At 65.0% G+C, this 22,716-nt stretch carries 16 protein-coding genes; 6 read left to right on the top strand and 10 right to left on the bottom strand.

The window, feature by feature from the left end; all coding sequences use genetic code 11:
- Nucleotides 1–6 precede the first annotated feature (6 nt).
- The 6 genes from LFL96_RS09875 to LFL96_RS09900 all read right to left on the bottom strand — a co-directional run bounded on the left by LFL96_RS09875 (nt 7) and on the right by LFL96_RS09900 (nt 11,419).
- Nucleotides 7–681 (bottom strand): type IV pili methyl-accepting chemotaxis transducer N-terminal domain-containing protein, encoded by a 675-nt coding sequence (locus LFL96_RS09875; protein WP_280995078.1) that lies wholly within the window; start codon nt 679–681, stop codon nt 7–9.
- A 128-nt stretch (nt 682–809) separates the two neighbouring features.
- A complete protein-coding gene (locus LFL96_RS09880; RefSeq protein WP_280995079.1) occupies nt 810–2,177 on the bottom strand; it encodes an MFS transporter in 1,368 nt (455 codons plus the stop codon).
- A 178-nt stretch (nt 2,178–2,355) separates the two neighbouring features.
- Nucleotides 2,356–6,630 carry a bifunctional nitrate reductase/sulfite reductase flavoprotein subunit alpha gene (locus LFL96_RS09885; RefSeq protein WP_280995080.1) on the bottom strand — a complete coding sequence of 1,425 codons (4,275 nt, stop codon included), beginning with the start codon at nt 6,628–6,630 and terminating at the stop codon, nt 2,356–2,358.
- 79 nt (nt 6,631–6,709) lie between these two features.
- Complete coding sequence (gene nirD, locus LFL96_RS09890) at nt 6,710–7,063, bottom strand: nitrite reductase small subunit NirD (protein ID WP_280995081.1); 354 nt, start codon at nt 7,061–7,063, stop codon at nt 6,710–6,712.
- Nucleotides 7,064–7,208: 145 nt separating this feature from the next.
- On the bottom strand, nt 7,209–9,764 hold the full coding sequence (nirB, locus tag LFL96_RS09895; protein WP_280995082.1) for a nitrite reductase large subunit NirB: 2,556 nt from the start codon (nt 9,762–9,764) through the stop codon (nt 7,209–7,211).
- 446 nt (nt 9,765–10,210) lie between these two features.
- Nucleotides 10,211–11,419, bottom strand: coding sequence for a GAF domain-containing sensor histidine kinase (locus LFL96_RS09900; protein ID WP_280995083.1), 1,209 nt, complete (start codon nt 11,417–11,419; stop codon nt 10,211–10,213).
- Between the two features lie 151 nt (nt 11,420–11,570).
- Between LFL96_RS09900 and LFL96_RS09905 the strand changes: the two genes are divergently transcribed.
- Entirely contained in the window at nt 11,571–11,951 is a 381-nt protein-coding gene (locus tag LFL96_RS09905; protein ID WP_280995084.1) for a response regulator, read from the top strand.
- Nucleotides 11,952–12,030: 79 nt separating this feature from the next.
- Here LFL96_RS09905 and LFL96_RS09910 read toward each other — a convergent pair whose 3' ends face one another.
- Both LFL96_RS09910 and glcC read right to left on the bottom strand, forming a co-directional pair.
- Nucleotides 12,031–12,927, bottom strand: a complete 897-nt coding sequence (locus LFL96_RS09910; RefSeq protein ID WP_280995085.1) for an MOSC N-terminal beta barrel domain-containing protein — start codon at nt 12,925–12,927, stop codon at nt 12,031–12,033.
- Between the two features lie 141 nt (nt 12,928–13,068).
- Nucleotides 13,069–13,836 (bottom strand): transcriptional regulator GlcC, encoded by a 768-nt coding sequence (gene glcC, locus LFL96_RS09915; protein WP_280995086.1) that lies wholly within the window; start codon nt 13,834–13,836, stop codon nt 13,069–13,071.
- A gap of 252 nt (nt 13,837–14,088) precedes the next feature.
- Here glcC and glcD point away from each other — a divergent pair, with 252 nt between their 5' ends.
- From glcD to LFL96_RS09940, 5 genes are all read left to right on the top strand, one after another.
- Nucleotides 14,089–15,588 carry a glycolate oxidase subunit GlcD gene (gene glcD, locus LFL96_RS09920; RefSeq protein ID WP_280995087.1) on the top strand — a complete coding sequence of 500 codons (1,500 nt, stop codon included), beginning with the start codon at nt 14,089–14,091 and terminating at the stop codon, nt 15,586–15,588.
- Entirely contained in the window at nt 15,588–16,655 is a 1,068-nt protein-coding gene (gene glcE / locus LFL96_RS09925) for a glycolate oxidase subunit GlcE (RefSeq protein WP_280995088.1), read from the top strand. Before glcD ends, glcE begins: the two co-directional genes overlap by 1 nt.
- A gap of 22 nt (nt 16,656–16,677) precedes the next feature.
- The gene (glcF, locus tag LFL96_RS09930; protein ID WP_280995089.1) at nt 16,678–17,934 is read left to right on the top strand and encodes a glycolate oxidase subunit GlcF; all 1,257 of its coding nucleotides are present in this window, start codon (nt 16,678–16,680) and stop codon (nt 17,932–17,934) included.
- Between the two features lie 20 nt (nt 17,935–17,954).
- The gene (locus LFL96_RS09935) at nt 17,955–18,359 is read left to right on the top strand and encodes a heme-binding protein (RefSeq protein WP_280995090.1); all 405 of its coding nucleotides are present in this window, start codon (nt 17,955–17,957) and stop codon (nt 18,357–18,359) included.
- A 94-nt stretch (nt 18,360–18,453) separates the two neighbouring features.
- The gene (locus LFL96_RS09940) at nt 18,454–20,628 is read left to right on the top strand and encodes a malate synthase G (RefSeq protein WP_280995091.1); all 2,175 of its coding nucleotides are present in this window, start codon (nt 18,454–18,456) and stop codon (nt 20,626–20,628) included.
- Nucleotides 20,629–21,005: 377 nt separating this feature from the next.
- On the opposite strand, the gene LFL96_RS09945 is transcribed toward LFL96_RS09940, so the two are convergent.
- Both LFL96_RS09945 and LFL96_RS09950 read right to left on the bottom strand, forming a co-directional pair.
- Nucleotides 21,006–21,791, bottom strand: coding sequence for a hypothetical protein (locus LFL96_RS09945; RefSeq protein WP_280995092.1), 786 nt, complete (start codon nt 21,789–21,791; stop codon nt 21,006–21,008).
- Nucleotides 21,792–21,794: 3 nt separating this feature from the next.
- Nucleotides 21,795–22,373 (bottom strand): PAAR domain-containing protein, encoded by a 579-nt coding sequence (locus LFL96_RS09950; protein WP_280995093.1) that lies wholly within the window; start codon nt 22,371–22,373, stop codon nt 21,795–21,797.
- Nucleotides 22,374–22,716: the final 343 nt, after the last annotated feature.

Below are 22,716 nucleotides of genomic sequence, written 5' to 3' on the forward strand. Positions count from 1 at the left end.
CGAACGTCACCCGCCCGACGTCTTCTTCACGAACGCATCGACCACCGACTCCAGTTCCTTCGTGATCGACGTCATCACGCCGGCCACCACCGCGAATTCCCGGCCGGTCACATTCGTGCGGCTCGCGACGATCTGTCCGTTGAACGACACGATATGCGCCTCTTTCGCGATCGCCTTGATCCGCTCGATCAGGTTCTGCTGTTCTTTTTTCTGCGCGCGCGCAATCCGCCGGCTCTCTTCTTCGTACACGGCGGTGACGCCATGCAGTTGCGCGAGCAACGGATCGACCGAACCGGTCAGTGCGCCGAGCGCCTCCTGCGCATGAGATGCACCGCGACCGATCGCGTCGAGCGTCGTGGCGGCGAGTGCGATGAAATCCGCGATCCGGCGCGCAACCTGGGCGTCGCCGTGAAACGCGTCGCGCAGCGCGGGCGAGAACAATCCGGGCAGGCCGTCGCGTCCTTGCGTCAGCGCTGCGTGGCTGTCGGCGAACACGCGCAACGTATCGCGCGCGATCGCGAGCGCGCCGTCGACTTGCTGGAACGCCAGTATCGCTTTCAGCGCAATGCGTTGCGACAGCATCCGCTGACGCCCGGCCATGTTGATCAGCGAGCTCATCGCCTCGCTGGAAACGTCCGTGGCGGACGGGGTGAGTTGAAGCCGTTGTGCGATGACGCTCATGTCCACTTCTTACGATGACGATTGACTACGTCGCAATCCGGCAGGCGCCATGCGGGCCAAGTGAGCCCTACGTGTCGTACGTGCGTTGCCCATGAAGGGCCTCGACGCGCGCCTGCCGGAAAGCGCACTTACTCGGTCGCGTGCGCGTGCATCACGCCGCCTTGCAGCGACCACGCCATCCACGGACGGCGCAGCGCGACGATCGCGACGAACGCGCAGGCCGCCAGCGCACCGAAGGTCGCGAAACCCATCTGATAACTGCCGGTGCTTTCCTTCGCGATCCCCATCACGACGGGCAGATAGAACCCGCCGATGCCGCCCGCCGCGCCGACGATCCCCGACATCAACCCGGTGCGCCCGGCCCAGCGGTGCGGCACCAGTTGAAACGTCGCGCCGTTGCCGAGACCGAAGGCCACGTACAGGCACAGCAGCAGCGCGATGCCGCCCGCCATCGACGGCATCGCGGCGGCGAACACGAAGTCGCACAGCGAAATGATCGCCAGCAGGAAGGTCAACGCGCGCACGCCCGAGACCTTGTCGGCGACCAGTCCGCCGAGCGGGCGCACCATCGCGCCGGTCGCCGCGAGCAAGGCCATGAACAGGCCGGCATCGATCTTCGACAGTTGATAGAGATTGGTCAGCAGCAGCGACACATACGAGGACATGCCGACGAAACCGCCGAACGTGATGCTGTAGACCAGCATGATGACCCACGTGTCGCGCTCGGCCAGCACCGCGCGATACCGTTTGGGCAGCACCGCGATCGCCAGCAGCGCGCCGAGCACCGGCAACAGCAGCACGCCGGTTTTGCCCGCGCCGAACAGGCCCGCCTCGACCAGCAGCACCAGCACGATCAGGCCGGCCAGCGTCACGACGAAACTACCGAAGGCGCGCAGCACGCTGCCGGTTTTCACGCCCGCGTCGTTGGCCCAGAAATACAGGGTGATCGCGGCGATCGCGAGCAGCGGCAATGCGCCGCCCGCCGCCACCTGCCAGCCGTAGCGGGTCGCCAGTTGCGGAAACAGGAAGCCGTCGAGCACCGCGCCGATGTTGCCGGCCGCGGCCAGACCCAGCACGAGACCCTGCACCTTCGGCGGATAGTTGCTGCCCGCCATCGGCAACGCCACCGCGAAACTCGCACCGCCGACGCCGAGGAACACGCCGAGCACCAGCAGCGTCGTGTAGGACGGAACCGCCGCGAGCAAGGGCAGCACGATGGTCGGCACCGCCGACAGCAACACGCCCATCAGCGCGATGCGTTTGCCGTGCGCGGACTGATACAGATTGCCGAGCGTCACGCGCAGAATCGCCGCGGACAACACCGGCACGGCGACCAGCAAGCCCTGCTGCGCGGGTGTCATCGCAATGCTCTTGCTGATGAACGGGGCAAGCGGACCGTAGAGCACCCACACGGTGAAGCCGGTGTCGAAATAGAGAAAGCACGCGACCAGCGCACGCCAGTCTCCGCTCTTCAGGGAGCTCATCACGTTTTTCATCAGACATCCTCATGAAACTGAACGATCGTCGATCCGGTTCGCGGTGGTGCACATCGTGCACGTCGTGACGTTCTGCACCGGATCGACAGCCAGGGTTGGAAACCGGTCTGAACATGCAACGTCCATGCCATCCGGGTCTTTCGATTGAAGCGGAACTGCTGATTCGAGACACCCATGTTCAATAGACGTCGCGTGCGTAACGCTTCTCGCGCGTGAGGCGGCTCACGTACTCGAACGCCTTGTCGTCGCTCATGCCGCCATGACGCGCGACGATCTCCTTCAACGCGGCATCGACATCTTTCGCCATCCGGTTCGCGTCCCCGCAGACGTAAAAATGCGCACCGTCTTCGAGCCACGCCCACAATTGCGCACCGTGCTCGCGCATGCGGTCCTGCACATAGATCTTGTCGGCCTGGTCGCGCGAGAAGGCGACGTCCAGACGATCGAGCAGACCGTCGGCGCGCATCGCTTCGAGTTCGTCGCGATAGTAGAAATCGGAGGCCGCATGCTGTTCGCCGAAGAACAGCCAGTTGCGACCTTGATCGCCGCGCGCGCGGCGTTCGTGCAGAAAGCCGCGAAACGGCGCGACGCCGGTGCCGGGACCGACCATGATCATCGGCGTACCGGTGTGATGCGGCGGCCGGAAATGCGCGGACTTCTGCACGAACACGGGCACATCGAGATCGACCGCGCGATCGGCGAGAAACGTCGACGACACGCCCTTGCGCTGCCGTCGGCCATTGCTGTAGCGCACCGCGGAGACGGTCAGATGGATTTCGCCGGGATGCGCGCTCGGGCTCGATGCGATCGAATACAGGCGCGGTTGCAGGCGTTTGAGCAGGCCGGTCAATTCGGCGGCCGTGAGCTGCACCGGAAACTCGTGCAGCACGTCGGCCAGTTGTTGCCCCCACAACCACTGCTTGAGGTCGGCCTTGCGCTCCGGCATCAGCAACGCGCGCAGTGCGCCGTTGCCGTCGCGGGCGGCGATCGCGGCGAGCGCATCGGGGTTCGGCCGCGCGATTTCGTAGTGCGTGGCGAGCGCATCGGCGAGCCGCAGTTCACCGATGCCCTGCACCTGAACCGGCTCATCGGCATGCAAGCCGCTCAGCCCGATCAATTCGTCGACGAGTTCGGGGCAGTTGCTCGGCCAGACACCGAGCGCGTCGCCGGCTTCGTATTCGAGGGCGGCTTCAACACCCGCCGCGCGCGTGCTCAGCGACACGTAGCGCGTGTCCTTCGCCGCGCCCTGCCGGTTCAGCCGAAGATTCGCGACGACGCGCGACGCGGCCGGGCGCGTCTTGCTCGGCACCGCGCCCGGCACGACCGCGTTGATCATGCCGCCGGCCGGCACCGCGTGCAGCGCGGCATCTTCCTCGGCGATGCGTGAGATCCCACGTTCGAGCCACGCGTCCGCGCTTTGCTGATACTCGCCGTCGCACTCGACGCGCTCCATCAGCCGACGCGCGCCCAGCGCGGCGAGCCGTTCGTCGAGACGCCGGCCGTGTCCGCAGAACTGGTCGTAGTTGCGGTCGCCGAGCGCGAGCACCGCGAAGCGCACGCTGTCCATGCGCGGCGCGCTGGCGTCGTTCAGTTGCGACCAGAGATCGTGCGCGTTGTCGGGCGGATCGCCGTCGCCGAAAGTGCTGGTCATCAAGAGCACGTATTGCGATTTCGCGAGCGATGCCGCGTCGTAGTCGGCCATGCACGCGGTGCGGATTTCGAAGTGCGACTCCATCAAACGCATCGCGTAGCGCTCGGTGAGCGATTCGGTATTGCCGGTTTGCGAGGCCCACAGCAGCGTCACCTTGGGCCGCGCGCGGACGATGCGTACACCGGCGGCCGGCGCGGCGGAGACCGTCGCGTTCGCGGTGTTCGCCGTTGCCGTGGGCGATGTCACGGAAAGCGCTTCGACTGGCGATGCGGCAGGCACAACCGTGCGGCTATACAGCCCCGCGAGCAACCCGTCGACATACAGACGTTTCGCCGCATCGAACGGCGCGCCCGGCGGCAGCGCCGGCACGCCACCCGGCGCACCTTGCGCCTCCGCGGAGCGCACGCCGCTCACAAAACCCGCGAGGTACACGCGCTCCTGTTCCGAAAACGACGGCACGGGGACAGGCGGCAACTGCAACAACTGGCTCAAAGCGTCGACACGCGGCATGGTGGGATCCTCGGCACTCGCGGTTACGTCATGGGCCGGCGACGATGACCGCCCGGCGGAAGCATCGGCGGAAACATCGGCGGAAGCATCGGCAAGCGCCGCTTCGTCACGCGGGTTGCCGGCAAACTCACCCCGCTCCACCTTCACCGCACTCAACGCGACCGCGCAGAACTTCAGTTCGGGTTGCTGGGAAACCGGATCGATCGCGTCGCTGGTCACCGCGTTGATGCACAGGTCGTCGCCGAACACGTCGTTCCAGTGCATCGGCGCGAAGCACTGGCCCGCGCTCACGCGATCGGTGACGACGGCGGGCAGCACCGCGCGGCCGCGACGCGAGCGGATCTCCACGGGATCTTTCGTCTTCACGCCGAGCGCGGCGGCATCTTCCGGATGAAGCTCGACGAACGGCCCCGGGTTCAGCTTGTTGAGCATCGCGACCTTGCCGGTCTTGGTCATCGTGTGCCATTGATGCTGCAGGCGGCCCGTGTTCAACACGACCGGAAACTCGCGGTCGGGCAGTTCGGCGGGCGGCGCATAGGCGCGCGCGAAAAACATCGCGCGGCCGCTCGCGGTCGGAAACACGAGCGGCGCGCGGCTACCATCCGGTTGCTCCCGCAATGGCTGGCTGACCCCGTCGTTCAGATAACGCACGGGATTGCGTACGCTCGATGTGTCGTCGGCCAGCGGCCATTGCAGCGGCGTGTCCCGCAAGCGCCGATGGCTCGCGCCTCGCAGGTCGTAACCGGTTTTCGGATTCGACGCGCGTGTGATTTCCGCAAACACGTCTTCCGCGCTCGCGTAGCTGAACGCGTCGGCGAAGCCCATCTCGCACGCCACGCGCGCGATGATCTGCCAGTCCGGCAACGCCGCGCCCGGTGGCTCGATGCCCTTGCGCATCAGCGTGAGGTTGCGCTCCGAGTTGATCATCACGCCTTCGGCTTCGGCCCACAGCGCGCCGGGCAACAGCACGTCGGCGTAGCGGTTGGTTTCGGTATCGAGGAACGCATCCTGCGCGATCACCAGTTCGGCCGCGCGCAGACCGGCGATCGCGTTCTGCCGGTTGGCGACGCTCGCCACCGGATTCGTGCAGACGATCCAGCACGCCTTGATCTCGCCCGCGGCCATGCGGCTGAACATGTCGATCGTGCCGTTGCCGACCTCGGTTCTCAGCGTGCCCGCCGGAATGCCCCACAGGTTCTCGATAAACGCGCGGTCCCCGGCCACCAGCACCGAACGCTGCCCCGGCAAACCGGGCCCCATGTAGCCCATTTCGCGCCCGCCCATCGCATTGGGCTGACCCGTCAGCGAAAACGGCCCGCTGCCGCGCCGGCACAGCTTGCCGGTCGCCAGATGCAGATTGCAGATCGCGTTGGTGTGCCAGGTGCCGTGCGTGCTCTGATTCAGTCCCATGGTCCAGCAGCTGACCCATTCCTTCGCGTTGCCGATCAGCCCGGCCGCGCGACGGAGGTCGGCCTCGGCGAGCCCCGTGATCGCGGCGACGCGCGCCGGCGTGTAGTCGGCGAGAAACGCGGGCACCGCGTCCCAGCCCTCGGTCGATTCCGCGATGAACGCGGCATCCGTCTGGCCGTTTTCGTGCAGCAGATGCAGCAGGCCGTTGAGCAGCGCGAGATCGGTACCCGGTTTGATCTGCATGAACAGATCGGCCTTGTCGGCGGTGGTGTTGCGGCGCGGATCGACCACGATCAGTTTCGCGCCCGCCTTCACCCGGTCCATCATGCGGAGAAACAGAATCGGATGGCAGTCGGCCATGTTCGCGCCGATCACGAAGAACACGTCCGCGTGATCGAGATCGTCGTAGGAACCCGGCGGCCCGTCCGCGCCGAGCGACAGCTTGTAGCCGCTGCCCGCGCTCGCCATGCACAGACGCGAGTTCGACTCGATGTTGTTGGTGCCGACAAAGCCCTTGGCCAGCTTGTTGATCAGGTATTGCGCCTCGATCGACATCTGCCCGGACACGTAGAACGACAACGCGTCCGGTCCGTGTTCGTCGAGCACACGGCGCAGACGCGCGGCCGTGCTGGCGATCGCCTCGTCCATCGGCAGCGGCGCCGGGTCCTGGTCGCGCGAATGGCGCACGAACGCGCCCTCCAGCCGACCCGAGCGGCGCAGCGCGACATGCGCCGATTGCCCCTTGGTGCACAGCCGCCCGAAATTCGCCGGATGCTCGCGGTCGCCGGAAATCTTGACGACCTCGCCGTCCTCGACGTGCAGCACCATGCCGCAGCCGACGCCGCAGTAGGGGCACACCGTTTTGACGTGACGGGAGGTCATGGCGGACAGAGGCTTCAATGGATGCGTATTCAGTTGCGTACTCAGTTGCTCAGTCAGTTGTGTATTCAACGATCGGCGCTCAGACCGCGACCCACACCTGGCCGTTCTCCACGCGCGTGTCGAACGCGCTGACGGAATACGCCGGCGTTTCCAGGCACTCGCCGGTGCGCAGATCGAAGTGATGCTTGTAGATCGGCGACGCCACCACGACGCGGTCGCCGAGACTGCCGATCAGCCCGCGCGACAACACCGCCGCCTGCGAGCCCGGATCGAAGTTCTCGATCGCGTAGACAGCGGTCTGTGCGGCGCCGTCGTTCACATGAAACACGGCGACCTGCTCGCCGTTGACGAGCGCGCACACGCCCGTATTCGGCACGATGTCGCCGAGTGCGCAGATAGCGGTCCAGGTGGGCGGCACACGATCGATGTTCATGGCTCAACTCCTCGATAAATGACGTGGAAATGCGGTACAAAAAAGCAGCGGAAAAATGCAGCGGAAAACAACGCGGCACATAACGCGGCAAATAACGCGGAAAACAACGCAGCAAATAACGCGCAAGGCGCAACGGACCCGACGCCTAAACCGTCTCGACCACCACCGGAATCGCCGCCAGCCTCGACTCCCGCTCGCCCGGCGTGGCCGGCCGGATCTGACCGCGCTCCTCGACGAAGCTCACGTTGCGGTCCGGCTCGCTGCTGTTGACGAAATGGCGGAAACGCTTGCGCGTGTGCGGATCGGTGACGGCCTTCTTCCATTCGCATTCGTAGGTATCGACCACGTGCTGCATCTCGGCTTCGAGATCGGCGGCGACGCCGAGGCGGTCGTTGACCACCACGTCGATCAGATACGACAGTCCGCCTTCGAGGCTCTCGCGCCACACGCTGGTGCGTTGCAGACGGTCGGCGGTGCGCACGTAGAACATCAGGAAGCGGTCGATGTAGCGCACCAGCGTCGCCTGATCCAGATCCGCCGCCAGCAGTTCCGCGTGACGCGGCTTCATGCCGCCGTTGCCGCACACGTAGAGGTTCCAGCCCTTCTCGGTGGCGATCACGCCGACATCCTTGCCCTGCGCTTCCGCGCATTCGCGGGTGCAGCCGGACACGCCGAACTTGATCTTGTGCGGCGTGCGCAGGCCCTTGTAGCGGTTCTCCAGTTCGACCGCGAGCCCCACCGAATCGCCGACGCCATAGCGGCACCATGTCGAACCGACGCACGACTTCACGGTGCGCAGCGACTTGCCGTACGCGTGACCGGATTCGAAGCCCGCCGCGATCAGTTCTTCCCAGATGAACGGCAGTTGCTCGACGCGCACGCCGAACAGATCGACGCGCTGACCGCCGGTGATCTTCGTGTAGAGGCCGTATTTCTTCGCCACCTGGCCGACCGCGATCAGGCCGTCAGGCGTCACTTCGCCACCCGCCATGCGCGGCACGACCGAATAGGTGCCGTCGCGCTGGATGTTGGCGAGGTAGTAGTCGTTGGTGTCCTGCAGCGACGCGTGCTCCTGCTTCAGCACGAACTCGTTCCAGCACGACGCGAGAATGCTCGCCACCGTCGGCTTGCAGACATCGCAGCCGAGCCCGCGGCCATGCTTCGCGAGCAGTTCGCCGAAACTGCGCAGACCGTTCACGCGCACAAGGTGATACAGCTCCTGCCGCGAGTACGCGAAGTGCTCGCACAGGTGGTTATTGACGGCGAGCCCCTGCTTCTTCATCTCGGCCTTCATCACCTGGGTGACGAGCGGCACGCAGCCGCCGCACGAGGTGCCGGCGCCGGTCGCGCATTTGAGCGCGCCGATATCGGTCGCGCCCGCGCCGACCGCCGCGCACAGCGCACCCTTCGAGACGTTGTTGCACGAGCAGATCTGCGCGGCCGCCGGCAACGCGTCGACGCCGAGCGCGGGTTTCGCGTGACCGTCCAGCGCCGGCAGGATCAGGGATTCCGGCGCTTCCGGCAGTTCGATCCGGTTCAGCATCATCTGCAGCAGCGTGCCGTATTCGCTCGCGTCGCCGACCATCACGCCGCCAAGCAGATACTTGCCGCAGTCGGACACCACCAGCTTCTTGTAGACCTGTTTGCGTTCGTCGGTGAACTGATACGCGCGGCTGCCCGGCGTCGCGGCATGCGCGTCGCCGATACTCGCGACGTCGACGCCCATCAGCTTCAGCTTGGTGCTCATGTCGGCACCCGCGAACACGGCTTCGGACGAATCGCCCAGCAGTTGCTTCGCGACCGTGCGCGCCATCTCGTAGCCGGGCGCGACGAGGCCGAACAGCTGGCCATTCCACGCCGCGCATTCGCCGATCGCATAGATGTGCGGATCGCTGGTGCGGCACGCGTCGTCGATCGCGATGCCGCCGCGCGGGCCGAGCGTCAGGCCGCTCGCGCGCGCCAGGTCGTCGCGCGGACGGATGCCCGCCGAGAACACGATCATGTCGGTGTCGAGATGGCTGCCGTCCGCGAACTGCATGCGGTGCGTGCCGCTTTCGCCGTCGACGATCGCCGAGGTGTTCTTCTGCGTGTGCACGCTCACGCCGAGCGCTTCGATCTTCGCGCGCAGTACGCGGCCGCCGCCTTCGTCGACCTGCACGGCCATCAGACGCGGTGCGAATTCCACCACGTGCGTTTGCAGACCGAGATCGCGCAACGCCTTCGCGCATTCGAGACCCAGCAGGCCGCCGCCCACCACCGTGCCGGTTTTTGCGCGCGCGCCGCATTCGCGCATCGCTTCGAGATCGTCGATGGTGCGGTACACGAAGCAGTCGGTGCGCTCGCGGCCCGGTACCGGCGGCACGAACGGCGTGGAGCCGGTGGCGAACACGAGCCTGTCGTACGGCAGCGTGTCGCGGCCTTGGGGCGTCTCGAGCGTCACCATGCGCGCGTCGCGATCCACCGCGACCGCTTTCGCGTTCAGCCGCAGCGACACGTCGTGCCGTTCGAAGAAGCCCGCTTCCACCAGCGACAGGTCGTCCGCCGTCTTGCCCGCGAAAAATTCCGACAGATGCACGCGGTCGTAGGCCGGCCGCGATTCCTCGCCCAGCACCGTGATGTCGTGGCCGTGCGCGGCGTCCTGCGCGAGGCATTCGACCAGTTTGTGGCCGACCATCCCGTGACCGATAACGATGATTTTCATGAGCGCGATGTCCTCGACGTGCCGGATAAAGGGCGAAAAAAAACGGCGTCCCGCGAATCCAGTCGATGACTGAATCCGGGGGACGCCGTTGTCCTCGCAGATGTGCTGATCGGTGTTGCGGCGAGCGCCTGGTGTGGCGGCTCGCGGCGGATCGCCGTTGATCCGATGGACACCGTTAATGCAAAGGCTGTGCCAATGCGCTCAAATACGCGCTACGAGGCTGTGGAACGGGGCTTTGGAGGGAATGCCGCAGTGGCGCGACAGGTGCCGCGCGCGATGCGTTTTGATGCAGCGAGGCACAGGGATGGTGCGACGCAGCACTGTGCGCGTGCGGCGCGACCCGTGCGGGCCGGTCAGTTGAAGGTCACGAAACGCGGCCTGCAGGGTGATCACAGCGATAACCACAGCGATGACCGCATGAAGCCCGCGCGAACACGAAAGGCCGGTTAAACCGCCATCGGCAGACGCGCGACGAAACGCGTGCCGTCCTGCGCCGACGACTGCACCTCGAGCGTGCCGCCATGCGCGGAGACGATCTGCTTGCAGATATAGAGCCCCAGCCCGAGGCCGCCGCCCGGCTTGCTGGTGGCCGGCCGCCAGTACGGTTCGAAGACTCTCGCCAGCACCTCCGGCGCGATTTCCTCGCCGCCGTTCACCACGCTCAACACCAGCTCCGCGCCTTCGATGCGGGCCAGCACGCGCACCGGGAACGCCGCCGCGCCGTGCGTCACGGCATTGCCGACCAGGTTCGACAGCAGTTGCTGCACGCGCGTGCGGTCGCAGCGCACCCGCGCGCCGATCGCGATGTCGTCGGCCAGCAGCCGGTCGGGGTGGGCCTCGCGCAGTTCCGCGACCACCATCCGCAGCGCGGTGTCGAGATCGTCGACCTCGTCGATCGACACGCCGATGCCCGAGCCGAGCCGGCCGCGCGCGAAGTCCATCACGTCGTCGATCAGCCGCGCCATGCGCAGCGTGGTGGCTTTCAGGCGCAGGCCGATCTTCACGAGATCCGGTTCGTGTTTGCGCAGCGCCAGCAATTCAGCCGTCGCGCTGACCGCCGAGAGCGGATTGCGCAGATCGTGGCCGAGCACCGCGATGAACTGCTCGCGCAGGCTCGCCGTTTCGCGCTCGTTGAAGAGCGCGGTCCGCACCGCCTGATGGCGCCCTTCGCTCGCGAGCTGCAGCGCGATCAGGTCCGCGAACCCTTCGAACATGCTGAGCGTGCGCGGGTTCGACACTTCGGCGGGCTTCGGGTCGATCGCGCAGAGATTACCGAAATAGCTGCCGTCGGGAAGAATGATCGGCACGGAAATATAACTGCCGAGGTTGTAGATTCGCGCGGTGTGATGGCCGCGATACACGGGATCGTCGCTGAAATTGTCGATCACGATCGTGGCCCGCGCCGCGCGCGATTCGAAACACAGCGTGGTGCGCAGATCGAGCTGACCGCCGGCCGCGAGACCGAAGGCGACGTCGTCCTGTACCGCGCAGGCGGTCCAGCTCTGGCCGGTGACGCGGGCCACGGCCGCGAAGCCCATCCCCGTGTTCCGGCAGATGAGGCGCAGGATCGCGGGCACGGCGTCGATCCGTTGGACTGCTTCGATATCGCGCGCGATTTGCGCTTCTTCGCCGTTGCCGGCCGGTAAATTGTTCATCGGGAGACGGTGCCGGAAGCCTTGCGCGCTGGTTGGGGAGGTGAAACGGCGGGGGGCGATGGATGACACGATTCTATCGGGACTTCGAATTGCTCACTACCAGGTATATCGATGCATTGAGATAGCAAACACATATAAAGGGGGAAGTCCGATGCCTACCCGACAAGCAGCCCGCCTGCTGATCGCCGACGACGATGCCGATCTGCTCGCCGCGTACGCACTCTATTTCGCCGAGCAGGGCTTCGACATACGTACCGCGCGCGACGGTCTGGATGCGTTCGCGCAGTATTGCGCGTGGCATCCGGACGCCGCGCTGCTGGATGTCGAGATGCCGCGCCTGGACGGCCGTGCGTTGGCGCGACGCATTCGCTACGTCGGCGACGTGCCCGCGCCGACGCTAGTCGCGGTCAGCGGACTCGAACGCGCGGAGGAAAGAAGCGCATCGCTGCGCTCGGGCTTCGATCACCATTTCGTGAAGCCCGCGCCGATGCAGGTGATCCTCGCGGTGTTGAACGGGAGCGCGCGGCATTAAAGGTGGCTTATGTGCCCAACCCAAAGCACGGCGACCGCGCCGCCCGCATGACGGCGCCTGATCGCCGAAGCGGCGTCGATCAATCGCCGAAGCCCAGCTCCGCTTCGACCGTCTGGCCAACCCGCAGCCACGCGCCGGCGCCGCTCGCGACCAGCGCGTTATTGCCGAACGTGATCGCGCCGTTGCGCTGCGCGTTCGCGCGGTAGGTGCTCATGGTGTCGGTCGGTTCGTTCGGCCAGTCTGGATTGGGCGCGCCGGTCGCCTGATCGATGGTCGGCATCGGGCAGCGCGAACAGGTCTTGACCAGTTGCAGGCGCACCGCTTCGCCGGCTGGACCGGCATCTGCACTGCCGGTAGCTTCGACGCTCAGCGTCTCCACATAGTCTTCCTCGTAGGCATCGAGCCCGCTCACCACCACGTTGGGACGGAAGCGGTCCATCGGAATGGCCGGCGCGCCCTTGCCGTTCAGACGCTGGTTGAGGTCGTCGAGCGAGGCCTGGCCGAGCACCAGCAATGGAAAACCGTCGGCGAAGAAGGTGGTTGCGCCGCCGGTGCTCGCGGTGTAGTCGGGATCGACGATCCGCTGCTGCGCGGGATCGAAACGCAGCAGCCGCGCCGGCACGCCGATGAAGCGGGAGAACCACGCGGCGCTTTCTTCGCCGGTGTCGAGCCCCTGCACCACGTCGCCCCACACCTGCGCGCGCCGTGCGGCGGCCGGCGCGAGCCGCGCGGCATCCAGCGGCGTGCGCAACTCGCTCATGCCGGGCGCCGAGATCACGAGGTCGTCGCCGTCGAACGCGACCTTGATCAGCGCCATGCGCGGATGCACGCGCTGCGTGAGCATCGCGCCCGACGGGTCGGCGAGCATCCAGCATCGATCGTATTCGAGGCCGGTCGCGAACAGGCGCGCTTGGTTCAGCGCGATGCCCGCGCAGGATTTGATCGGATAGACGAAAAGCTCGCTGATGGTCGGCATGATGTGAAGGCGCGTGGGGCCGCGCGAATGGGCTGAACGTGGGCTGAAACCAAGGCTCGATTGTAAGGCGCGTCGCCGGTCCACGCGCGCAATACGATAGACGTGTCCGTATAACCGTAGGTCCGCGCCGCCCACGCGCGGTTAGTCCCAGCCCTCCAGCCTGAGCGTGGCGCGCACGAGCCGCTGCTCTTCCTGTTCGATTTCCCGCAGGTTCTCGCACACGCTCTGGATATGCTCGGCCGCCGCCTTGCGCGCCTGCTCGGGCAGCTTGCCGGTGACCGCGTTATAGAGCCGCGCATGCTGCCGGTCGATCACCTTCTTCTGCGGCTCGCGGTGATACAGATTGTTGACCGACGCGAACACCGAACTCAGCAGCAGATCGGTCAGCGTGCTCAGCGTATGCACGAGCACCGGGTTATGCGACGCCTCGCAGATCGCCAGATGGAACGCGTGATCGAGCCGCGCATGCGCCGACGCGCTGGTTTCCTTGCCCTGCGCGGCGAGCATCGCCTCGTAGCGGCGCGTGATCAGCGCGTAGTCGGCGCTGGTGCCGCGCAGCGCCGCGAGCCGCGCGGATTCCGCTTCCAGCATGCCGCGCACTTCGAACAGATCGTAGAGCGTGCGCGGCTGGGAGCCGAGCAGATGCATCAGCGGCGTGAGCGCGGGCTGAGCCGTGAGGCTCGCGACGAACGAGCCCCTGCCGTGCGCCGTCTCGATGATGCCGCGCGCCCGCAGTAGCTTCAGCCCTTCGCGCAGCGCGGTACGCGACACGCCGAGCTTGTCGGTGAGACGCCGTTCGGACGGCAGCGCCTGGCCCGTCTTCAGCACGCCGTCGACGATCAGCCGCTCGATCCGTTCGGCGACGACGTCCGCGACTTGCCGCGTGTTGTCCTGTTCCGTTGTCTGCATCGCGTGAATCCACTGGTATGACCACTTTTTGACTTTACCACGCGCGACTTCAGAATCGACGCTCCGAACCCATTGCATCGGCCTTTCAGCCTGATTCAAATCAAACCACGTCGATCAAAAACTGGTACGACCACTATCCCGAGCCGTCGACAGCCCTCCCCGCAGCCGCAACAATTCCGCCTGAGACGCGCTCGCGCGCCCGTGCCCACGGGACTTCCGCCAGATCCGGCGCGGCTTCGAGGAGACTTCCCCATGAGCTATCACTACGACGAAAGCGTCGACGGCGCGCTCGCGACGCACGACAAAACCGTGGTCGTCGCGCGCCTGCGGGCGCTGCTGCCCGACCTGCAACTGCTGCACGAGCGCGAAGAACTGAAACCGTTCGAATGCGACGGCCTCGCCGCCTACCGCGCGACGCCGATGCTGGTCGCGCTGCCCGAGCGCGTCGAGCAGGTCCAGACGCTACTGAAATTCGCCGACGCGCAGCGCATCCCGGTCGTCGCGCGCGGCGCGGGCACCGGGCTGTCGGGCGGCGCGCTGCCGCTGGAAAAAGGCATCCTGCTGGTGATGGCGCGCTTCAACCGGATTCTCGACGTGGACCCCGAAGCCGGCACCGCGCGCGTGCAACCCGGCGTGCGCAATCTCGCGATCTCGCAGGCCGCCGCGCCGCACGGGCTGTACTACGCGCCGGACCCGTCGTCGCAGATCGCCTGCTCGATCGGCGGCAACGTCGCGGAAAACGCCGGCGGCGTGCATTGCCTGAAGTACGGGCTGACGGTCAACAACATCCTCAAGCTGGAGATTCTGACCATCGACGGCGAGCGGCTCACGCTCGGCGCCGACGCGCTCGATTCGCCCGGCTTCGATCTGCTCGCGTTGCTCACGGGCTCGGAGGGCATGCTCGGCATCGTCACCGAAGTCACGGTCAAGCTGCTCACCAAACCGCCGTGCGCGAAGGTGCTGCTCGCGAGTTTCGACGACATCGGACAGGCCGGCGCGGCGGTGGCGCGCATCATCGGCGCGGGCGTGATTCCCGGCGGCCTCGAAATGATGGACCAGCTCGCGACCCGCGCGGCCGAGGACTTCATCCACGCGGGCTATCCGGTCGATGCCGCCGCGATCCTGCTGTGCGAAGTGGACGGCGTGGAAAGCGACGTCGACGAGGACGTCGCCTGCGTGGAGCGCCTGCTGCGCGAAGCCGGCGCGAGCGAGATCCGCATCGCCCGCGACGAAGCCGAGCGGCAGCGTTTCTGGGCCGGCCGCAAGAACGCGTTTCCCGCCGTGGGCCGCGTGTCGCCCGACTACTACTGCATGGACGGCACGATTCCGCGCCGCGAATTGCCGCGCGTGCTGACGGGCATCGAAGCGCTATCGGCGCAATACGGTCTGCGGGTCGCCAACGTGTTCCACGCGGGCGACGGCAACCTGCATCCGCTGATCCTGTTCGATGCGAACGCGCCCGGCGAGACCGAACGCGCGGAAGCGCTCGGCGCGCGGATTCTCGAGCTGTGCGTCGCGGTGGGCGGCAGCATCACCGGCGAACACGGCGTGGGCCGCGAAAAAATCAACCAGATGTGCGTGCAGTTCAATCACGACGAACTGCGCTTCTTCCACGCGCTGAAGGCCGCCTTCGATCCGAACGGCCTGCTCAATCCCGGCAAGAACGTGCCGACCCTGCACCGTTGCGCCGAATTCGGCGCGATGCACATCCACCACGGCGCGCTGCCGTTTCCCGAACTGGAGCGTTTCTGATGCACCACGATCCGTTTTCCCTCGACGACAGCGAACGGCTCGTCGCCGAAGTCGCGCAGGCGCTGCGCGACGGCACGCCGTTGCGGATTCGCGGCGGCGACAGCAAGGCCTTCCTCGGCCGCGCGGTGCAAGGCGTGCCGCTCGATACGCGCTCGCATCGCGGCGTGATCAGCTACGACCCGACCGAGCTCGTGATCACCGCGCGCGCCGGCACGCCGCTCGTCGAACTGAACGCCGCGCTCGACGCGGCCGGCCAGATGCTGCCGTGCGAGCCGCCCGACTGCGACGGCGCGGCGAGCGTCGGCGGAATGGTCGCGACCGGACTCGCCGGGCCGCGCCGGCCGTGGTCGGGCGCGGTGCGCGACTTCGTGCTCGGCTGCCGCGTGATTACCGGCGACGCGAAACATCTGCGCTTCGGCGGCGAGGTGATGAAGAACGTCGCGGGCTACGACGTGTCGCGGCTGCTCGCGGGCAGCTTCGGTTGTCTCGGCGTGCTCACCGAGGTCTCGCTGAAGGTGCTGCCCAGGCCGCGCGCGGCGGCCAGTCTCGCGCTCGAACTCGGCGCGGACGACGCGCTGCGCGAATTGTCGGCCTGGCGGCGGGCGGTGTTGCCGGCCACGGCCGCGTGCTACGTCGACGGCCGGCTGCATGTGCGGCTCGAAGGCGGGGTGGGGTCGGTCGGGTCGGCGGTGCAACGCATCGGCGGCGACCCACTCGACGCGCGCTTCTGGGACGATCTGCGCGAACGGCGCCTGGCGTTTTTCCACGACGCGCGTCCGCTGTGGCGTCTGTCGCTGCCGAACGCGACACCGTGGGTCGCGCTGCCCGGCGACACGCTGCTCGACTGGGCCGGCGCGCAACGCTGGCTGAAAACCGATGCGCCCGGGGCCACGCTGCGACAACTCGCCCACGCGGCCGGCGGCCACGCGACCTGCTTCACGCCAGGCGCGGATGCCGAGCCGTTCACCCCGCTGCCGCCCGCATTGCTGCGTTTTCACCAGCAACTGAAGCAACGGCTCGACCCGCGCGGTCTCTTCAACCCCGGCCGCCTCTACGCCGGCCTGTGACGCACGCAAGGCACACGACATCATGCAAACCAATCTCAGCGACGCGGCCCAAACCCTGGCTCGCGCGGACGAAGCCGAACAGATCCTGCGTTCCTGCGTGCACTGCGGCTTCTGCAACGCGACCTGCCCGACCTACCAGCTGCTCGGCAACGAACTCGACGGCCCGCGCGGGCGCATCTACCTGATCAAGCAGATGCTCGAAGGCGAGCCGGTCACGCGTCAAACCCAGTTGCACCTCGACCGCTGCCTGAGTTGCCGCAACTGCGAGACCACCTGCCCGTCGGGTGTCACCTACCATGCGCTGCTCGACATCGGCCGCGCGGAAGTCGAGCGGCAGGTCGGCCGGCCGGCCGCCGAACGCCTGCTGCGCGAGGGTTTGCGCCAGGTGATTCCGCGTTCCGCGGTGTTCGGCGCGCTGCTGGCAAGCGGCCAGAGCCTGCGCCGGTTTGTTCCAGGCGCCCTGGGACGTAAAATCCCCAGGCGTGCCGCCCGTCCGAAGCCGAGGCCGGCGCCGCGGCATCCGCGCACAATGCTGATGCTTGAAGGCTGCGTGCAACCCACGCTGTCGCCGAACACCAACGCGGCCGCCGCGCGCGTGCTCGACCGGCTGGGCATCAGCATCGTGGATGTCCGCCAGGCCGGCTGTTGCGGGGCGACCGATTATCATCTGAATGCACAACAGGCAGGCCTCGAACGGGCACGACGCAATATCGACGCGTGGTGGCCCGCCATCGAGGCCGGCGCCGAAGCCATCGTGCAAACCGCGAGCGGCTGCGGCGCGTTCGTCAAGGAATACGGACATCTGCTGCGCGACGATCCTCGCTATGCGTCAAAAGCGCAGCGGGTCGCCGGACTGGCGCGAGACCTCGTCGAGGTACTGGCTAACGAGCCGCTCGGCCGGTTGCAGGAGTTACACCAGGAGCCGCAGGCAGGGTCCACGTCGTCCGGGCAGGCGCAACGAAAGATCGCTTTTCATTGCCCCTGCACGTTGCAGCATGCGCAGAAGCTGGGCGGCGCGGTCGAATCGGTGCTGCGTCGACTCGGCTTCGAGCTGAGCGCGGTGCCGGATTCGCACCTGTGCTGCGGCTCGGCGGGCACGTATTCGATCACCCAGCCCGAGCTGGCGCGCACGTTGCGCGACCAGCGGCTCGATGCGCTGGAAAGCGGCAAGCCGGAACTGATCGTGACGGCCAATATCGGCTGCCAGACGCATCTGGACGGCGCCGGGCGCACTCCGGTGCGCCACTGGATAGAACTAGTAGAAGCATCCTTACCATAACCCGAGACAGGAAATTCATTATGCTGAGCAAACCCGTGTTGACCGTAGCCGAAACGACCCGTGTACTCGACGCCGCCCGCGCGGAAGCCGAGAAGAACCAGTGGGCCGTCGCCATCGTGGTCGTCGACGATGGCGGCCATCAACTCGGCATGCTGCGTCTGGATGGCTGTGCGCCCGCCAGTTCGTACATCGCGACCGAAAAGGCCCGCACTTCGGCGCTCGGCCGCCGTGAAACCAAGGTATACGAAGACATGATCAACAACGGCCGCACCGCATTTCTGAGCGCGCCGCTGCTGGGCACGCTGGAAGGCGGCGTGCCGGTGATCGTCGACGGCCAGGTGGTCGGCGCGGTCGGCGTGTCGGGTGTCAAGCCGGATCAGGACGCGCAGGTCGCCAAGGCCGGCGTCGCGGCACTGGCGGCTTAAGAACGCAGCACCTCAGTTCGCAACATTAACAAGCAGTAACCCAACGCGGGCCGATGCCCCCTCATCGGCCCCATTCAGACAGATGGAGCAGTCGATGACTCAGATGAACCCGCGCGGCGGACTGCAGGTCGCCGCCAACCTCGACCAGTTCGTCGAGACCGAAGCCCTGCCCGGCACCGGTCTGGACAGCGCAGCATTCTGGTCGGGTTTCGACGCCCTCGTGCACGAGCTGGCGCCCAAAAACCGCGCGCTGCTGGCCGAGCGCGACCGCCTGCAAACCGAACTCGACACCTGGCATCGCGCGCATCCCGGCCCGGTTCGCGATCTGCGAGCCTACCGCGCGTTTCTCGAAGGCATCGGCTACATCGTGCCGGCGCCTGCCAGTGTCAACGCCACGACCGACCACGTGGATACCGAAATCGCCGAACAGGCCGGCCCGCAGCTGGTGGTGCCGCTGTCGAACCAGCGCTACGCGCTGAACGCGGCGAACGCGCGCTGGGGCAGTCTGTACGACGCGCTGTACGGCACCGACGCGATACCCGAAACCGGCGGCGCGGAAAAACAGCAGGCCTTCAACCCGGTGCGCGGCGCCGCGGTGATCGCCTACGCACGCAAATTTCTCGACGAGGCCGCGCCGCTCGCGAACGGCTCGCACGCCGACGCGACCCGCTACAGCGTGGAAGCCGGCAAGCTGGTCGTCACGCTGAAGAACGGCACGAGCGAGTTGAAGACGCCCGCGCAGTTCATCGGCTATCAGGGCGAGGAAAGCGCGCCGTCGTCCGTGCTGCTCAAGCACAACGGTCTGCACTTCGACATCCAGATCGACGCGAACGACTCGATCGGCAAGACCGACGCCGCGCACGTGAAGGACGTGGTGGTCGAAGCGGCGGTGAGCACGATCATCGACTGCGAGGATTCGGTCGCGGCCGTGGATGCGGACGACAAGGTTCAGCTCTACCGCAACTGGCTCGGCCTGATGAACGGCGACCTCGCCGAGGAAGTCACGAAGAACGGCAAGACCTTCACGCGCCGTCTGAACGCTGACCGCGTGTACACGGCGGCGAACGGCACCGCGCCGGTGGTGCTGCATGGCCGCTCGCTGCTGTTCATCCGCAACGTCGGTCACCTGATGACCAACCCGGCCGTGCTGACACGCGACGGCGCGGAGATTCCCGAAGGCATTCTGGACGCGGTGATCACCACGCTGTGCGCGCTGCACGATCGCAAGCATCAACTGAACTCGCGCACCGGCTCGATCTACATCGTCAAGCCGAAGATGCACGGGCCGGTCGAAGTCGCCTTCGCGAGCGAGCTGTTCGCGCGCGTCGAAGACCTGCTGAAGCTGCCGCGCAACACGATCAAGATGGGCATCATGGACGAGGAGCGCCGCACCAGCGTGAACCTGCTCGCCTGTATCGCCGAAGCGTCGGAGCGTGTGGCGTTCATCAACACGGGTTTCCTCGACCGCACCGGCGACGAGATGCACAGCGCGATGGAAGCCGGCCCGATGATGCGCAAGGGCGACATGAAATCGAGCGCGTGGATCGCGGCGTACGAGCGCAGCAACGTGCTGGTCGGTTTGAACGCGGGCCTGCGCGGCCGCTCGCAGATCGGCAAGGGAATGTGGGCGATGCCCGACCTGATGCACGCGATGCTCGAACAGAAAATCGCGCATCCGAAGGCCGGCGCGAACACCGCATGGGTGCCCTCGCCGACCGCCGCGACGCTGCACGCGCTGCATTACCATCAGATCGACGTGCAGGCGGTTCAGCGCGAACTCGAACGCACGGACTACGCGGCGGTGCGTGACGAACTGCTCGATGGTCTGCTGACCATCCCGGTGGTCGAAAAAGCGCAGTGGAGCGACGACGAGATCCGCAGCGAGATCGACAACAACGCGCAAGGCATTCTCGGTTACGTGGTGCGCTGGATCGATCAGGGCGTGGGTTGCTCGAAGGTGCCGGACATTCACGACGTCGGTCTGATGGAAGACCGCGCGACGCTGCGTATTTCGAGCCAGCACATTGCCAACTGGCTGTATCACGGCGTGGTGCAGCGTGAGCTGGTCGAAGAGACGTTCAAGCGGATGGCGAAGGTCGTCGACGAACAGAACGCGGGCGATCCGCATTACAAGCCGATGGCGCCGGGGTTCGACACGATCGCGTTCAAGGCGGCGCAGGCGCTTGTGTTCGAAGGGCGTCAGCAGCCGAGCGGGTATACGGAACCGTTGCTGCATAAGTTCCGGCTGGAGGTGAAGAAGCTGGGGTGAGGTTCGTTTTCGATCGGCCCGCGGGATGCGGGCTGGTTGAGGGATGGATTCGTTGGGAAAAGCGTCGCGGAGTTTGCGGCGCTTTTTTGTTGGTGGTTGTGATTGGTATGTGGTGTGACTGGGATAGACGCTATCCCGTGGCGCCTCGCCACCAGAGATATGCCCCCGCCGAGCCCAACAACACAGCCGTAGCCGTATAGAAGACCGCCGGTTTTCGCAGCACGTCCCATTTGCCAGGCGTGGCAGTGTCTTCGTTGTCCAGGTCGTAAAAGTTGATGCCACGATCTTTCGATACGAGACTGACCAGCATCACACCGCCTGCCCCAACGAACAGCACAAGCAGAACTATTAGCAAAGCTGCAGTCACCTCGAATCCCTCACTTTTTCATCCACTGCATGAACTCGTCCAGCTCGTCCTGATAGGCATCGTTTGTCAGTTGCCCGATCATACCGCCGGCATTACTTCCGATGTAGACCAACGCCACCGCGCAAAGCGGTTCGGCCGGCCCACAGACAAACGACACGCCAAACCCGGCGATACCACCACCGACCATCCCTCCCGCGACAATACTTCCCTGTCTGGCCATTTCCTTGATCTTGTTCTTCGCTCCAATGATCTCTCCAGTGGCGAGAATAGCAGTCACAAGCAGGAATACGTTCCCCCTCACTCTAAGTTTTCTAATATCCGAATTAACAGTGTCATTCCCCCTGCCGGACGATTTTACGACCTCGTAATAAACAGCCCCCCGCTCCGCAGTAGTCAATTCCGTGAAATTCTTGCGAAATTGAATTTGCGAGTATTTGTTTAGATAATAATCGAATCCACGAGCATCGAGTTTGACAACCTCTGCCCGGGCGACTCCTACTGCAGACGTATATTTTCGATATTCAATGAATAGTTTATCCCTCAATTGATTGCAGAAAATAGCACCATCCTTAACGGACATATTCCCAGCATCAACATCCTTCCTGACCTCACTCGATATTTCAGCGATATGAGCCATATATCTCTTTCGAGTGGCGGCATCTTTGATCGCATCACTTCCAAATTTCGTCGCTATGGCCTCCCAATTCGAAATTGCTGCTTCAAGGAGAGCATTGGGGAGTCGATGTTTTTTCTGGGCCTCATAGGGGCCATCAAAACTGATTTGAACGCTCGTCATATTTCAGCGCGCCATCGCGCCAAGCAGGCAATCAATTACCGATCCGGACGGCATCCGATACTCCACCGCTATCTCAACCTTATTGCACAGCGTTGAATCTGATCGCTCGAAATGGACGACGTTTTCAGAATCGAACGTCCCTTCCTCAACCGAGCCATCCGCGAAGTGGGCCCGACACACCAAGCCTTCACAGTTAGCTTCCTCGCCAAGATCGAAGCGTATCCAATGAGTGGACAGCGTCGGATGAATTAAAGAAACACCATCGGGGCCGAATCCCATATCAGCAAGTTCACGTGCCTCAAAACTCATCGTCATGTCTGATTGGGAAGCCAGCATGACGGGAAACGGATAACAGCCACAAGCGCACAAATCCCCCTCCAGCGCCGCCTGTTTCCCCATCAGGTTTCCAGGCCAACGCGGCCCTCTCGCAACGATTGTTCCGGTGGAGCGGCAAATCGGGCAATCGATAGGCGCTCCCAAATAAGTTAGATTGGTTCCATCGTGAGTCATGAGCGGAATGCCATCTGTTACTGCGCCGCCCGAAGAGGATTGATCACCAACTTTCAGATAGCTACGTTTCATCGCGAACCTCGGAAATCGATTTCGCAAAAGTTACCGCAATATTATCGGTGCAAGCAAATAATATTTTGTCAAAATTCTAGATCGTCTCGATTTCAAGTCAGACGCGCAAGACCACATAAGTAAATTCCCAACCAGCCTTATTTTTAAACCAAAAATACAAGACACTTCTTACGCAAGATAATTTATTTAGACAAAAAACACGCCGCCATATGGAATAAATTTTTAATGCACTTGAAAAAATTTACGCGAGACGTACTTTTCAAATATCAACTATCAACGGTAGATGCCCCCCAAAAAAAACGGGCACCGCATCAAGCGGTGCCCGTCCGAAAAAGCGCAAAAC

This window comes from Paraburkholderia sp. D15 (assembly GCF_029910215.1).
Taxonomy (GTDB): Bacteria; Pseudomonadota; Gammaproteobacteria; order Burkholderiales; family Burkholderiaceae; genus Paraburkholderia.